At 64.6% G+C, this 14911-nt stretch carries 13 protein-coding genes; 8 read left to right on the top strand and 5 right to left on the bottom strand.

The genetic code is table 11. The annotated features are described in order from the left end of the window. The first annotated feature begins 41 nt into the window (after window positions 1-41). Entirely contained in the window at window positions 42-1148 is a 1107-nt protein-coding gene (locus ACYUME_RS17410) for a 2-aminoethylphosphonate--pyruvate transaminase (RefSeq protein ID WP_460415989.1), read from the top strand. Window positions 1149-1182: 34 nt separating this feature from the next. Then, window positions 1183-2010, top strand: a complete 828-nt coding sequence (gene phnX / locus ACYUME_RS17415; protein ID WP_460415991.1) for a phosphonoacetaldehyde hydrolase — start codon at window positions 1183-1185, stop codon at window positions 2008-2010. A gap of 121 nt (window positions 2011-2131) precedes the next feature. Here phnX and ACYUME_RS17420 read toward each other — a convergent pair whose 3' ends face one another. Beyond that, window positions 2132-2692: an NADPH-dependent FMN reductase gene (locus ACYUME_RS17420; RefSeq protein ID WP_460415993.1), complete on the bottom strand. Its 561-nt coding sequence runs from the start codon at window positions 2690-2692 to the stop codon at window positions 2132-2134. 158 nt (window positions 2693-2850) lie between these two features. Here ACYUME_RS17420 and ACYUME_RS17425 point away from each other — a divergent pair, with 158 nt between their 5' ends. Further along, window positions 2851-3069 carry a hypothetical protein gene (locus tag ACYUME_RS17425; RefSeq protein ID WP_279887723.1) on the top strand — a complete coding sequence of 73 codons (219 nt, stop codon included), beginning with the start codon at window positions 2851-2853 and terminating at the stop codon, window positions 3067-3069. On the opposite strand, the gene ACYUME_RS17430 is transcribed toward ACYUME_RS17425, so the two are convergent. The 4 genes from ACYUME_RS17430 to ACYUME_RS17445 form a co-directional block, all read right to left on the bottom strand. Then, on the bottom strand, window positions 3053-5296 hold the full coding sequence (locus ACYUME_RS17430) for an Orn/Lys/Arg family decarboxylase (protein ID WP_279887722.1): 2244 nt from the start codon (window positions 5294-5296) through the stop codon (window positions 3053-3055). The genes ACYUME_RS17425 and ACYUME_RS17430 overlap by 17 nt on opposite strands. Window positions 5297-5448: 152 nt before the next feature. Then, window positions 5449-6204, bottom strand: coding sequence for a DNA polymerase III subunit epsilon (gene dnaQ, locus ACYUME_RS17435; protein WP_460415995.1), 756 nt, complete (start codon window positions 6202-6204; stop codon window positions 5449-5451). Between the two features lie 91 nt (window positions 6205-6295). Then, the gene (gene rnhA, locus ACYUME_RS17440; RefSeq protein ID WP_279887720.1) at window positions 6296-6742 is read right to left on the bottom strand and encodes a ribonuclease HI; all 447 of its coding nucleotides are present in this window, start codon (window positions 6740-6742) and stop codon (window positions 6296-6298) included. 13 nt (window positions 6743-6755) lie between these two features. Next, window positions 6756-7529 carry a class I SAM-dependent methyltransferase gene (locus ACYUME_RS17445; RefSeq protein ID WP_279887718.1) on the bottom strand — a complete coding sequence of 258 codons (774 nt, stop codon included), beginning with the start codon at window positions 7527-7529 and terminating at the stop codon, window positions 6756-6758. Window positions 7530-7613: 84 nt separating this feature from the next. On the opposite strand from ACYUME_RS17445, the gene gloB reads away from it, so the two are divergent. The 5 genes from gloB (at window position 7614) to ACYUME_RS17470 (ending at window position 14910) form a co-directional block, all read left to right on the top strand. Beyond that, complete coding sequence (gene gloB, locus ACYUME_RS17450) at window positions 7614-8393, top strand: hydroxyacylglutathione hydrolase (RefSeq protein ID WP_460415997.1); 780 nt, start codon at window positions 7614-7616, stop codon at window positions 8391-8393. A gap of 100 nt (window positions 8394-8493) precedes the next feature. Further along, on the top strand, window positions 8494-9924 hold the full coding sequence (locus tag ACYUME_RS17455) for a lytic transglycosylase domain-containing protein (RefSeq protein ID WP_279887715.1): 1431 nt from the start codon (window positions 8494-8496) through the stop codon (window positions 9922-9924). A 249-nt stretch (window positions 9925-10173) separates the two neighbouring features. Beyond that, complete coding sequence (locus tag ACYUME_RS17460; protein ID WP_460415999.1) at window positions 10174-12006, top strand: extracellular solute-binding protein; 1833 nt, start codon at window positions 10174-10176, stop codon at window positions 12004-12006. Beyond that, window positions 12003-13835, top strand: a complete 1833-nt coding sequence (locus ACYUME_RS17465; RefSeq protein WP_460416000.1) for an extracellular solute-binding protein — start codon at window positions 12003-12005, stop codon at window positions 13833-13835. Before ACYUME_RS17460 ends, ACYUME_RS17465 begins: the two co-directional genes overlap by 4 nt. A gap of 1 nt (window position 13836) precedes the next feature. Continuing rightward, complete coding sequence (locus tag ACYUME_RS17470; RefSeq protein ID WP_011534684.1) at window positions 13837-14910, top strand: microcin C ABC transporter permease YejB; 1074 nt, start codon at window positions 13837-13839, stop codon at window positions 14908-14910. Window position 14911: the final 1 nt, after the last annotated feature.

Below are 14911 nucleotides of genomic sequence, written 5' to 3' on the forward strand. Positions count from 1 at the left end.
CCCCATAGTTTTCCAGCCCACCACAAGTGAGGAACCACGGAATGAGCAACGCCCCGATCCTGCTGACCCCCGGTCCCCTGACCACCTCGATCCGCACCCGCCAGGCCATGCTCGTGGACTGGGGTTCCTGGGACCGCGACTTCAACCAGCTGACCGCCAGCGTCTGCGAGCAACTGCTGGCCATCATCGATGGCGGCACCAGCCACCACTGCGTGCCCCTGCAAGGCAGCGGCACCTTCGCCGTCGAAGCAGCGATCGGCACCCTGGTGCCCCGTGACGGCAAGGTGCTGGTACTGATCAACGGCGCCTACGGCCAGCGCCTGGCCAAGATCTGCAAGGTGCTGGGCCGCAGCTACAGCACCTTCGAAACCGCCGAGGACCAGCCGACCACCGCCGCCGACGTCGACCGCCTGCTGGCCGCCGACCCTGCCGTGACCCACGTGGCGCTGATCCACTGCGAGACCAGCACCGGCATTCTCAACCCGCTGGCCGAGATCGCCCAGGTGATCAAGCGCCACGACAAGCGCCTGATCATCGACGCCATGAGCTCGTTCGGCGCGCTGCCGATCGACGCCCGCGAGATTCCCTTCGAGGCGCTGATCGCCGCCTCCGGCAAATGCCTGGAAGGCGTGCCGGGCATGGGCTTCGTGTTTGCCGAGAAGCACGCGCTGACCGCCGCCGAAGGCAACGCCCACTCCCTGGCCATGGACCTGCACGACCAGCACGCGTACATGGCCAAGACCGGCCAGTGGCGCTTCACCCCGCCGACCCACGTGGTCGCCGCCCTGCACGCAGCGCTGCAGCAGTACAACGAAGAGGGTGGGCTGCCCGCCCGCCACCAGCGCTACGCCGACAACTGCAAGACCCTGCTCGACGGCATGGCGAAAATCGGCCTGCAGAGCTTCCTGCCCGCCGCAATCCAGGCACCGATCATCGTCACCTTCCACGCGCCGAAAGATCCGCGCTACCAGTTCAAGGACTTCTACGAGCGGGTCAAGGCCAAGGGCTTCATCCTCTATCCGGGCAAGCTGACCCAGGTCGAGACCTTCCGCGTCGGCTGCATCGGCGTGGTCGGCGCGGCCGGCATGCAAGCCGCCGTGGACGCCGTGGCCGAGGTGCTGCGGGAAATGGAAGTGCTGGACATCTGACCCTCTGCCCACCCAATTCAAGGAAAACGCGCACATGAACTACAGCAACCCCACCCAGCTGCAAGCCGCCATCCTCGACTGGGCCGGCACCGTGGTCGACTTTGGCTCCTTCGCCCCGACCCAGATCTTCGTAGAGGCCTTCGCCGAGTTCGATGTGCAGGTATCCATCGAGGAGGCTCGTGGCCCGATGGGCATGGGCAAGTGGGACCATATTCGCACCCTGTGCGATGTGCCGGAAATCGCCGAGCGTTATCGCAAGGTGTTCGGCCGCACGCCGACCGACGACGACGTCACCGCCATCTACGAACGCTTCATGCCGCTGCAGATCGAGAAGATCGCCGTGCACTCGGCGCTGATTCCCGGCGCGCTGGAGACCCTGACCGGGCTGCGCAAGGGCGGCCTGAAGATCGGTTCCTGCTCGGGCTACCCGAAAGTGGTGATGGACAAGGTGGTCGAGCTGGCCGCGCAGAACGGCTACGTCGCCGACCACGTGGTGGCCACCGACGAGACGCCGAACGGTCGTCCGTGGCCGGCCCAGGCCCTGGCCAACGTGATCGCCCTGGGCATCGACGATGTGGCAGCCTGCGTGAAGGTCGACGACACCGTGCCGGGGATCCTCGAAGGCCGCCGTGCCGGGATGTGGACCGTGGCACTGGTGTGTTCGGGCAATGCCCTGGGCCTGACCTGGGAAGGCTACCGGGCACTGAGCGCGCAGAAGCTGGAAAGCGAACGCACGCGCATTCACGCGATGTTCGCAGGCTCACGCCCTCACTACCTGATCGACACCATCAACGAGCTGCCCGAGGTGATTGCCGATATCAACCGGCGGTTGGCCAAGGGAGAGATGCCGCAGAGCGCCTGATGTCGAGAATCATCGCGGGGCAAGCCCGCTCCCACAGGGATATCACTGCCTTTGAAGTCGGTGATTTTCCTGTGGGAGCGGGTTTACCCGCGAAGGCGTCAGTGCAGACAACCGAGAACCATCAGACTGCCCGGTTCAGCTTCACCCACGACGCGAACCTGTCGATAAAGCCCTGCAGGAACGGCCGGGTCTTGTCGTTCAGCTTGCCGCTGTCATCGAACAGCGTCGCCGCCCCACCGATATAGGCCTCGGGCATCTGCATGCAAGGCATGTCGAGAAACACCAGCGACTGGCGCAGCGCATGGTTGGCGCCAAAGCCACCGATCGCCCCGGGCGAGACACTGACCACCGCCGCCGGCTTGCCGCTCCAGGCGCTCTTTCCATAAGGCCGAGAGCCCACATCGATCGCGTTCTTCAACCCGCCAGGCACCGAACGGTTGTACTCCGGCGTCACGAACAGCACCGCGTCGCTGCGACGGATCTCGTCACGAAAACGCGTCCACGCCTCTGGCGGCCCATCGGCCTCGACATCTTCGTTGTACAACGGCAGGTCGCCGATCTCGACGATCCGCAGGGCAAGGCTGGACGGCGCCAGCTCAGACAGCGCGTGGGCCACCTTGCGGTTGTAGGAGTCCTTGCGCAAGCTGCCGACGACGACCGCTACCGAATAGACCTGGCTCATGGCGTTTTGCAACCTCTACTCAGGGAATGGGACCTGTTAGTTATAGATGACCGTTCCTCGTATCCCTGGATTTTTTCCACCTGACGGAAAACTTCCGAAGCATTTCGCTTGTCTATGCCTACAGACATTTCCTACACGATTCAGAGGTTTCCAGCTAAATGGCAGCAGTAATGGTCGGCCAGTTCCACGCCCGAGACGCCGAAGGCCGCATCTACCCCGTCCACGAATTCCAGGAGTCCACCCTCCAGGCGGACGGCAGCACCCTCGGCGCGCCGATTACCAGCTATCGACTGGCCATCGGCGATCGCGTCAATCACCTGGGCGACGACCGTTTCGAACTGGCCCAGACCGGCGTCGAGATCATCCGCATTCCTTGACGCAGTCGACGGTGTACAGCGGCCCCTCGCGCTGCAGGCCATGCACGTCGGCGACGAACCCCGGGAAACCTTGGTCGAACGCCCGAGCACAATCCAGGTAGACCAGGATCGAACGGGTCGCCTCGGTGAACCGCTCGCCCGGCATGATCAAGGGAATCCCAGGGGGATAGGGCACCAGCATCACCGCCGCGACCCGGCCAAGCAGCTGCTCGATCGGCACCGCCTCCACGTCCCCGCGCACCATCCGGTCATAGGCTTCGGCTGGCGTCATCGCCACGTCGGGCAGACGGGTGAACAACAGCTTGAGTTGCCTGGAGGTGGCGTTGCTGCGGTAGAACCCATGCAACTGCTGGCACAGGTCGCGCAGCCCCAATCCCTGATAGCGTGACGGCTGGCCCGTCACCACGCTGGGCAGGCAGTCGGCCAGCGCGGTATTGGCATCGTAGTGGCGCTTGAACTCCAGCAACTCGGTGAGCAGCGTACTCCATTTGCCCTTGGTGATGCCCATCGAGAACAGCACCAGGAAGCTGTACAGGCCGGTCTTCTCCACCACCAGTCCGCGCTCCCAGAGAAACTTGCCGACCACCGCAGCCGGTATCCCCTGCTCGCCGCCTCCACCGCCGGCCCCCGGCATCACCAGGGTGACCTTGAGCGGGTCGAGCAACACATAGTCGTCGCTCAGTTCGGCGAAGCCATGCCAGTCGTCCCCTGGCCGCAGCAGCCAGTCCGCCGCCTCCAGCCGCTCGCCGCCCTGCGCCAGCGGTGGCTGCCAGATGCTGAACCACCAGTCGTCGGCGGCGATGTGCTCGCGCAGGTTGGCCAGGGCACGGCGAAAGCTCAGCGCCTCGTCGAACATTTCCTGCAACAGCGAATGCCCGGCCGGCCCTTCCATCATCGCCGAGGCCACGTCCAGCGAGGCGAGGATGCTGTACTGCGGCGAGGTGGAGATATGCATCATGAACGCTTCGTTGAAGCGGTCGCGGTCCAGCGCACGGGTGGCCCCATCCTGTACATGGATCATCGAGGCCTGGCTGAACGCCGCCAGCAACTTGTGGGTGGAATGGGTGCTGAACAGCAGCGGGCCATCGTCGCCACGCGGCGTGCCCATGGCGTAGCGGTCGGCGAAGAAGCCATGGAAGGCGGCGTAGGCGAACCAGGCTTCGTCGAAATGCAGCACCTCGGCACTGCCCGCAAGGGCCTGCTTGATCAGGCCGGCGTGATAGCACAGCCCGTCATAGGTGGAGTTGGTGACGACCGCCAGCTTGATCCTGGGGGGGCGCCCCTGGGCCAGCGGATGGGCCTGGATCTTCGCCTGGATCGCCTCGGGGCTGAATTCGCTGAGCGGAATCGGCCCGATGATGCCCAGCTCGTTGCGTTCCGGGCACAGGTAAAGAGGGATGGCGCCGGTCATGATGATGGCATGCACCACCGACTTGTGGCAGTTGCGGTCCACCAGCACCAGGTCATCGCGACCGACCATGGCATGCCAGACGATCTTGTTGGCGGTGGAGGTGCCGTTGATGACGAAGAAGGTGTGATCGGCACCGAAGTTGCGCGCCGCCCGCGCCTCAGCCTCTGCCAGCGGCCCGGTGTGATCGAGCAGCGAACCCAGCTCGGGTACCGAGACGGACAGGTCCGAACGCAGCGTGTTCTCGCCGAAGAACTGGTGGAAGGCCTGCCCCACCGGGCTCTTGTGGTAGGCCACGCCACCGCCGTGCCCCGGCGTGTGCCAGGAGTAGTTCGATTGCGCGGTGTGTTGCACCAGGGCCTTGAAGAACGGTGGCAACAGGCCGTCAAGGTAGTTGTGCGCGGCACGCGCGACCTGGCGGGCGAGAAACGGCACGGTGTCTTCGAACAGGTAGAGGATGCCGCGCAACTGGTTGAGCTCGCTCATGGCCTCGGCCGGGGCGTTCTCCAGGGTCACCTGCTCGCCCAGGGCGAAGATCGGCAGATTGGGCGCGCGCAAACGGGCCAGACGGATCAGCTCGGCCATGTTCTGCAACAGGTGCGAACTGTCGCCGGCGCCTTCGGCGGCGATCAGCATGCAGGCCAAGCCATGATGAGTGGCGGCCACCAACCGCGCTTCGGCCTGGTCGGCGGCGGCAAGGATGGCGAAACCGTCCTGGGCCAGTTCGTCGGCAATGCCGCGCACACGCTCACCGGCGACACTGTCGGCCTTGATCGCCCGATGGACGATGAGAATGGGGAACTTGAGGTCCTTGTACATCGGGCGGCTACCTCTGCGGGGCTTTTCCCCTCAGGGTAGTTGAGGCTGGTGTTGTCAGTGCCGGCCTCTTCGCGGGCAAACCCGCTCCCACAGGTTCGGGGATAGCCTGTGGGAGCGGGTTTACCCGCGAAAGGGCCAGTACTGCTGGCAAATCAGCTGGCGGGGGCCTCGGTCAGCGCCTGCCACATCGCCGGCCCACCGGCTGACTTGGCAACGGCCGCCAAGCGCTCTGCATGGGCCTCGAGCTCTTCCTCGCTGGCCATGATCACCTTACCCGCCGCACGGCCGGTAATCCGACGGATCTCGCTGCCGGTACTGCCCTGCCCGTCCTCGCCCTGCGCGTCATCTCCCGCCAGTGACAGGCTGGTCTGGCCACCGGTCATCGCCAGGTAGACGTCGGCCAGCAGTTCCGAGTCGAGCAGCGCGCCGTGCAGCTCACGGCCAGAGTTGTCGATGCCGTAGCGTTTGCACAGCGCGTCGAGGCTGTTGCGCTGCCCAGGATGGCGCGAGCGCGCCATCATCAGGGTATCGAGGATGGTGCAGTGCTGCGTGATGTCGGCCCGCTCGGGGTGGCCGCTCAGGGCGAACTCGTTGTTGATGAAACCGACGTCGAACGCTGCGTTGTGGATGACCAGGGTCGCGCCCTGGATGAAGTCGAAGAACTCGTCGGCGATGTCGACGAAATGCGGCTTGCCGACCAGGAAGGCATCGGTGATGCCGTGGACGTTGATCGCGCCTTCGTCACTCTCGCGATCGGGCTGCAGGTAGACATGGAAGTGCCGCCCGGTCAGGCGCCGGCCAACGACCTCGACGCAACCGATCTCGACGATGCGGTGGCCCTCGGCCACTGGCATGCCGGTGGTCTCGGTATCGAGGATGATGAACCGTTTGTCTTGCTGCTGCTCCACGGGTGACTCCAACTTGCGGGGCTTGAATTCGAGGCGGGAGTATAACGGAATCAGGGCCGCTTTGCGGCCCATCGCGGCAGCCCCAGTTGGATCAACGCTGGGCCCGAACCTCGTCGACCCCGCGATTGGCCAACTGGTCGGCCCGCTCGTTGCCCGGATGACCGATATGCCCGCGCACCCACTTCCAGGTCACCTTGTGCCGGTTGACCTGTTCATCGAGGGCCATCCACAGGTCGGCGTTCTTCACCGGCTCTTTGGCGGCGGTCTTCCAGCCGCGCTTCTTCCAGTTGGTCATCCACTCGTTGATGCCCTTCATCACATACTGGGAGTCGGTGGTCAGGATCACCTCGCACTCGCGCTTGAGCGCCTTCAGGCCCTCGATCGCGGCCATCAGTTCCATGCGGTTGTTGGTGGTCTCGCGCTCGCCGCCCCACAGTTCCTTCTCGACGCCCTTGAAAACCATCAGGACGCCCCAGCCGCCCGGGCCGGGATTGCCCTTGCAGGCACCATCGGTGTAGATCTCGACGCTATCGCTCATGTACCACTCGTGTTCAGTGCTTTTCGGAATCGGGATGGGTGGCGCTACGGTTGACCTTGGCCAACGGCAGCGGCAGCAGCTTGCCCATCGGCTCGCGCCGCTCCAGGCGCAGCGGCCGCAGGCCGACCACCATCTTGCGCGCCACCAGCAGGTAGACCCCACCGCCAGCACTCTGCCAGCCGCCTGCCACCCGCTCCCAGCCCGCCAGGCGCTGCTGCCAGGCCGGCGAGGCAAGCGGCGGACGATAGCACCCGAAGCGGCGTTTCTCCAGCGCGAAGCCCAGCAGGTTGAGCCAGTCGCCGACCCGCGACGGCGGGATGCAACGCGCCTTGCGCAACGCGCCACGGCTGAAGAAGTGGCGCAGGCCCCAGCTGCTCCAGGGATTGATGCCGACGATCAGCAGGTGACCGCCAGGACGCACCGCGCTGGCCGCTTCACGAAGCAGGCCATGGGGCGAAAGACTGAAGTCCAGGCCATGCTGCAGCACCACCACATCGGCGGCGTGCTCCGACAACGGCCAGGCCTGTTCCTCGCAGACGATCTCCACGCCCGGCAGCGGCGCGCCAAGGCGCACGTTGCGTTGCACCTGCGGCGCATTGGGCGGGGGCTCGGCACAGGGGCCGTAATGCACCAGGTAGCCACCGAAAAAGCGCCGCAGCTCTTCCTCGAGCAACTTTTCCTCTTCCTTGAGCATCAACTGCCCCAGAGGCCCATCGAACCAGTCGCGAGCCAGGCGGATGAGTTCGACCCAGTCAGGGTCGGCCTGGGCGAAGGCTTGGTCGGTCATTGCATTCTCCCTCGAAGGTTCTCCGGCCGCGCCATCGCGGCTAAGATGCCCCCAATGTCCAGGCTTGGCGATACGGATCCGCACATGATACAGATCGATGCCCTACCCGCTTTCAACGACAACTACATCTGGTTGTTACAGGATACTGCCAATCGCCGCTGCGCAGTGGTCGATCCCGGTGATGCCGGGCCGGTGCTCGCCTGGCTCGGCCAGCATCCCGACTGGGTGCTGGAGACGATCCTCGTCACCCACCACCACCATGATCATGTCGGCGGCGTCGAGGCCTTGAAGCAGGCCACCGGCGCCCGGGTCCACGGCCCGGCCAACGAACGTATCCCTGGTCGCGACATCGCCCTGGAGGACGGCGCGCAGGTCCAGGCACTGGGCCTGACGTTCGAGGTCATGGCCGTGCCCGGCCACACCCTGGGGCACATCGCCTATTACACTGCGCAATCGCCCACGCCGCTACTGTTCAGTGGCGACACCCTGTTCGCCGCCGGTTGCGGGCGCCTGTTCGAGGGCACCCCGGAGCAGATGCACCACTCGCTGCAACGCCTGGCCGGCCTGCCTGGCGAAACCGAAGTCTACTGCGCCCACGAATACACCCTGAGCAACTTGCGCTTCGCCTGTGCCGTCGAACCCGACAACCCACACGTTCACCAACGGTTCGAGGACGTTACCCGGCTGCGCGCCGACAATCGCATCACATTGCCATCAACCATCGGTCTGGAGCGACTGACCAATCCATTCCTGCGCACCGCTGAAACATCCGTTAAACAAAAAGCAGACGAATGGAAGGGGCATTCCAACCCAAGCCAAGCCACTGTTTTTGCTGCCTTGAGGTCTTGGAAAGACGTGTTCTGATAACCCCGAGATATATCGCAGCGCCCCCCCAAAGGTTGACCCGGCCGGGACCGGTTTCTAGAATCGCCCAACTTTTTTGCCCGGATAACCGTTCCCGCCGATGTCTTCCCGTAGCCGCAGAACCGCTCATTCGGTCGCCCTGACGCGACTGGCACAGATCAGTGCGCTGGCGCTGGCCGCCACCCTGGTCGGGTGCCAGAGCACCCGTCAGCTCGACGAATCCGACAGCGTTCGCGCGCACAATTACCAGGCGCGGTTCAAGCACAAGCCTGCACCGTTGGTGGTCAAGGCCAAGGAGCAGGCACCGCCCCAGGATGTCTGGGAGCGCATGCGCCAAGGCTTCACCCTGCAGGACGGCATGGACGTCAACCCGCGCATCGAACAGCAGCGCCTGTGGTTCGCCAGCAACCCGTCGTTCCTCGAGAACGCCGGCGAGCGCGGCAGCCTCTACCTGCACTACATCGTCGAGCGCCTCGAAGAGCGCGACATGCCGCTGGAGCTGGCGCTGTTGCCGGCCATCGAGAGCGCCTACAACCCGATGGCGTATTCCCGTGCGCATGCCGCTGGCATGTGGCAGTTCATCCCGTCCACCGGGCGCCACTTCAACCTGCGCCAGACCAACTTCTACGACGGTCGCCGTGACGTCACCGCCTCGACCAACGCCGCGCTGGACTACCTGAATCGCCTGCACGACATGTTCAACGGCGACTGGCTGCTGGCCCTGGCGGCCTACAACGCCGGCGAAGGCACCGTCAGCCGCGCCATCGAGCGCAACGAACGCCTGGGCCTGCCGACCGACTACTGGAACCTGCCGCTGCCGCAGGAAACCCGCGACTACGTACCCAAGCTGCTGGCCCTGTCGCAGGTGGTCAACACCCCAGCGGCCTATGGGATCAATCTGAACCCGATCGCCAACGAACCCTATTTCGAAGCGGTCGCCATCAACGACCGTCTTGACCTGTCGCGGGTCGCCGCCTTCGCCGACATCGACGAAGACGAGCTGATCCAGCTCAACCCGGCATTCAAGAAGCGCATGACCGTGGACGGCCCACAGCAACTGCTGGTGCCGACCGCCAAGGCGCAACTGCTGAACGATCGCATGTCCAACCTCAAGCCCGAGGAACTGGTCAGCCTGCAGCCGAACAAGGCCGTGTTCCAGGCTGCCCTTGCCGAAGCCAAGGCGCCGGCGGCGCGCAGCTACCGGGTCAAGCGTGGCGACAACCTCGGCAGCATCGCCAAGGCCAACCGGGTGTCGGTCAAGCAGTTGCAAAGCTGGAACCGCATTCGCGGCAACAACCTCAAGGTTGGCCAGGTGCTGGCCCTGCGTGGTGGCAGCGCGCCGAGCGCGGCGGCCAATCGCGTGGCCGATTCGAAGCAGCGCTCGACCCAGTACAAGGTACGCAAGGGCGACTCGTACTACCTGGTGGCCAAGCGCTTCAATGTCGAGATGAAACACCTCAAGCGCTGGAATCCGCGCAGCGGGCATGCGCTCAAGCCGGGGCAGACGCTGACCGTCTACCTGTCGCGTTGATGTGAGTCCCGGGGGCGCTTCGCGCCCCTTTCGCGACACAAGGCCGCTCCTACAGGGATTGCGCCAGCCCTTAGGATTGCGCGGACTCTGTAGGAGCGGCCTTGCCGAGGCGTCGGACCGGCCGGAAAGGGCTGCAAAGCAGCCCCAATCAGCCACATCCATCTGACCGGCTCGCACCCTTTTTCCATCCCAGACAAGCTGTTACTGTACCCCGAACCAAGCCCAACGCCCTCTGGATCGGATGCCGACTTGATACGTCCCCTCCTGCTGTCAATCAGCCTGGCCTTGAGCTTCCCCGCCGTCGCGATGGTGAGCGAAAGCCACGGATACGCGCAGTTCGGCACGCTCAAGTACCCGGCCAGCTTCACCCACTTCGACTGGGTCAATCCGCAAGCCCCGAAAGGCGGCACCTTGCGGGCCATGGCCTTCGGCACCTTCGACACGCTCAACCCCTACACGTTCAAGGGCTCGAGCCCGGTCACCACGCCCAACTTCCTGCAGTACGGTATCAACGAGCTCAACGAGCCGCTGATGGTCGGCACCGGCATGTACGACCCCTCGGGCGACGAGCCCACCTCCAGCTACGGCCTGATCGCCCGCTCGGTCGAGTACAGCGAGGACCGCAGCTGGGTGGTGTTCAACCTGCGCCCCGAGGCGCACTTCCACGACGGCGTGCCGATCACCGCCGCCGACGTCGCCTTCAGCTACCGCACCCTGCTCAAGGACGGCCACCCGATCTACCGCACCAACCTGCAGGAAGTGGCCAGGGTCGACATCCTCAACCCCCTGCGCATCCGCTTTGTGTTCAAGCGCGCCGGTAACCCTTTGCTGATCCTGCGCCTGGGCGAAATGCCGGTGCTGCCCAAGCACTACTGGGCCCAGCGCGACTTCAAGGCCACCACCTTCGAGCCACCGCTGGGCAGCGGCCCCTACCGCATCAGCGAGGTGCAACCGGGCCGCCGCCTGGTGTTCGAGCGGGTGAAGGACTACTGGGGCAAGGACCTGGCCGTGAATCGCGGCAAGTACAACTTCAAGCGCGTCGAATACGAGTTCTACCGTGACGCCACCGTGGCGTTCGAAGCGTTCAAGGCCGGTGAGTTCGATATCTATATCGAGCACCAGGCGAAGAACTGGGCCAACGGCTACACCTTCCCCGCCGTGCGCCGGGGCGAGGTGATCAAGGCGCAGATCCCGCACAAGATCCCCACGCAGACCCAGGGCCTGTTCATGAACAGCCGCCGCGCGGCGTTCAGCGATCCACGGGTGCGCCAGGCGCTGGGCCTGATGCTCGACTTCGAATGGACCAACCGCGCCCTGTTCAATGGCGCCTACCGCCGCGCCACCAGCTACTACCCCAACAGCGAGTTCACCGCCAGCGGCCTGCCCACCGGCAAGGAGTGGCTGCTGCTCAAGCCGTTCCGCGACCAGTTGCCCGAGAAGCTGTTCACCCAGCCCTACCAGGTCAGCCACACCGATGGCAGCGGTATCAGCCGCGCGGCCCTGCGCCAGGCCCTGGACCTGTTCGCCCAGGCCGGTTGGAAGCTCAACGGCCAGCGCCTGGTGGACGGCAAGGGCCAGCCATTCCGTATGGAACTGCTGCTGGTAAACCCGAACCTCGAACGCATCCTGCAACCTTATGTCGAAAATCTGGCCAGCATCGGCATCGATGCGCGCTTGCGCACCGTCGACCGCGCCCAGTACAAACAACGGCTCGACCAGTTCGATTTCGACATGATCCTGATGACCCTGAACCAGACCCTGAGCCCGGGCCTCGAACAGTGGCTGTACTTCCACTCGAGCCAGGCCGCCACCAAGGGCAGCAAGAACTATGCTGGGGTCAAGGACCCGGTGGTCGACCACCTGCTCGACACCTTGCTCGCCGCCCGTAGCCGCGATGACCAGATCGCCGCCGCGCGCGCCCTGGACCGCGTGCTCTCATGGCAGTACTACATGATCCCCAACTGGTACCTCGACAATCACCGCCTGGCCTACCGCAACCGGTTCGCCTTCGTCACCACGCCGCCCTACACCCTCGGGCTGAACAGCTGGTGGATCAAGAAGACTTCGGAGAAAGCCAAATGACGCCGACCCTGCGCCGCCTGGCCACCAGCCTGCTGCTGGCCTGCCTCACGCTCCCGGCCGTGGCCGCCCCGCAGCACGCCCTGACGCTGTATGGCGAAGCGCCGAAATACCCAGCCAACTTCAAGCACTTCGAATACGTCAACCCCGATGCGCCCAAGGGCGGCACCTTCCGCCAGTCCAGCTTCGGCGGTTTCGACAGCCTCAATCCGTTCATCAACAAGGGCGTGCCAGCCGACAACGTCGGCAGCATCTACGACACGCTGATGCGCCAGAGCCTGGACGAGCCCTTCACCGAGTACGGCCTGGTGGCCGGCAAGATCGAAAAGGCCCCCGACAACAGCTGGGTGCGCTTCTATCTGCGCCCCGAGGCGCGCTTCCACGACGGCCACCCGATGCGCGCCGAGGACGTGGTGTTCACCTTCAACGCCCTGATCAAGGACGGTGCGCCGCTGTTCCGCCAGTACTATGCCGACGTCGCCGAAGTGGTCGCCGAAGACCCGCTCAAGGTGCTGTTCAAGTTCAAGCACAGCAACAACCGCGAGCTGCCGCTGATCCTCGGCCAACTGCCGGTGCTGCCCAAGCACTGGTATGCAGACCGCGATTTCAACCGCGGCAACCTGGAGATCCCGCTGGGCAGCGGCCCGTACAAGGTCGCCGAGGTGAAGGCCGGCCGCTCGATCCGCTACGAACGCGTGAAGGACTACTGGGCCAAGGACCTGCCGATCAACCGCGGCTTCTACAACTTCGACGTGATGACCTTCGACTCCTACCGCGACAACACCGTCGCTCTCGAAGCCCTCAAGGCCGGCCAGTTCGATTACGGCCTGGAAGTCAGCGCGAAGAACTGGGCCACCGCCTATGACGTGCCCGCCGTGCGCGACGGCCGCCTGATCAAGGAAGAGCTGCCCAACGGCACCCCGGTCGGCATGCAGGGTTTCATCTTCAATCTGCGCAAGCCCATGTTCCAGGACATCCGCGTGCGCCACGCCATCAGCCTGTTGCTGGACTTCGAGTGGACCAACAAGCAGCTGTTCAACGGTGCCTACACCCGCACCGGCAGCTACTTCGAGAACTCCGAGATGGCCGCCAGCGGCCTGCCCTCGCCCGCCGAGCTGAAGATCCTCGAGCCGCTGCGCGGCAAGATCCCCGACGAAGTGTTCAACGGTGCGTTTCACAACCCCGTCACCGACGGCAGCGGCATGATCCGCGACCAGCAGCGCCAGGCCTACAAGCTGCTGCAAGAGGCCGGCTGGAAGATCGTCGACGACAAGATGGTCGACAAGGACGGCAAGCCGCTGAGCATCGAGTTCCTGCTGGCCCAGACCCAGTTCGAGCGCGTGCTGCTGCCGTTCAAGCGCAACCTCGCGGACCTGGGCATCAACCTCGAGATTCGCCGCGTGGACGTATCGCAGTACATCACCCGCCTGCGTTCGCGTGACTACGACATGATCGTCGGCGGCTTCGCACAATCGAACTCGCCCGGCAACGAGCAGCGTGAATACTGGAACAGCGCCGCCGCCGACAACCCCGGCAGCCGCAACTTCATCGGCCTGCGCGATCCTGCCATCGACCAACTGGTGGAACAGCTGATCAACGCCGACTCGCGCCAGAGCCTGATCGACCACACCCGCGCTCTCGACCGCGTGCTGCTGTGGGGCTACTACGTGATCCCCAACTGGCACATCAAGACCTGGCGCGTGGCCTACTGGAACCACATCGGCCACCCCGCCGTGTCGCCCAAGTACGACATCGGCATCGACACCTGGTGGATCAAGCCCGACGTCACGCCTGCCGTGAGCGAAGCCCCCGCCGTGGAAGAGGCCCACTGACATGCTGGCCTATATCCTGCGGCGCCTGCTGCTGATCATCCCGACCCTGTTCGGCATCCTCATCATCAACTTCATCATCGTCCAGGCCGCCCCTGGTGGCCCGGTCGAGCAGATGATCGCCAAGCTCGAAGGCTTCGACGGCGCTACCAGCCGCATCGCCGGTGGCGGCGCCGAAGTCTCGGTGGCCGGCTCCAACTACCGGGGCGCGCAAGGGCTGGACCCGGCACTGATCGCCGAGATCGAGCGCATGTACGGCTTCGACAAGTCGGCGCCCGAGCGGCTGTGGATCATGGTCAAGAACTACGCCCAGCTGGACTTTGGCAACAGCTTCTTCCGCGACGCCAAGGTCATCGACCTGATCGCCGAGAAGATGCCCGTGTCCATTTCGCTTGGGCTGTGGAGCACGTTGATCATGTACCTGGTGTCGATCCCGTTGGGGATCGCCAAGGCCGTGCGTCACGGCAGCCATTTCGACGTGTGGACCAGCTCGGCGATCATCGTCGGCTACGCCATCCCCGCGTTCCTGTTCGCCATCCTGCTGATCGTGCTGTTCGCCGGCGGCAGCTACTTCGACTGGTTCCCGCTGCGCGGGCTGACCTCCAACAACTTCGACGAGCTTTCCACCACCGGCAAGGTGCTCGATTACTTCTGGCACCTGGTGCTGCCGATCACCGCGCTGGTGATCGGCAACTTCGCCACCATGACCCTGCTGACCAAGAACAGCTTCCTCGACGAGATCAACAAGCAGTACGTGGTCACCGCCAAGGCCAAGGGCCTGAGCCGTTCGCGGGTGCTGTACGGCCACGTGTTCCGCAACGCCATGCTGCTGGTGATCGCCGGCTTCCCCTCGGCGTTCATCGGCATCTTCTTCACAGGGTCCTTGTTGATCGAGGTGATCTTCAGCCTCGACGGCCTGGGCCTGATGAGTTTCGAAGCGGCGATCAACCGCGACTACCCGGTGGTGTTCGGCACCTTGTTCATCTTCACCCTGCTCGGTCTGGTGGTGAAGCTGATCGGCGACCTCACCTACACCCTGGTCGATCCACGCATCGACTTCGCCAGCCGGGAGCACTGAC

The sequence above is a fragment of the Pseudomonas sp. microsymbiont 2 genome (genome assembly GCF_054788395.1).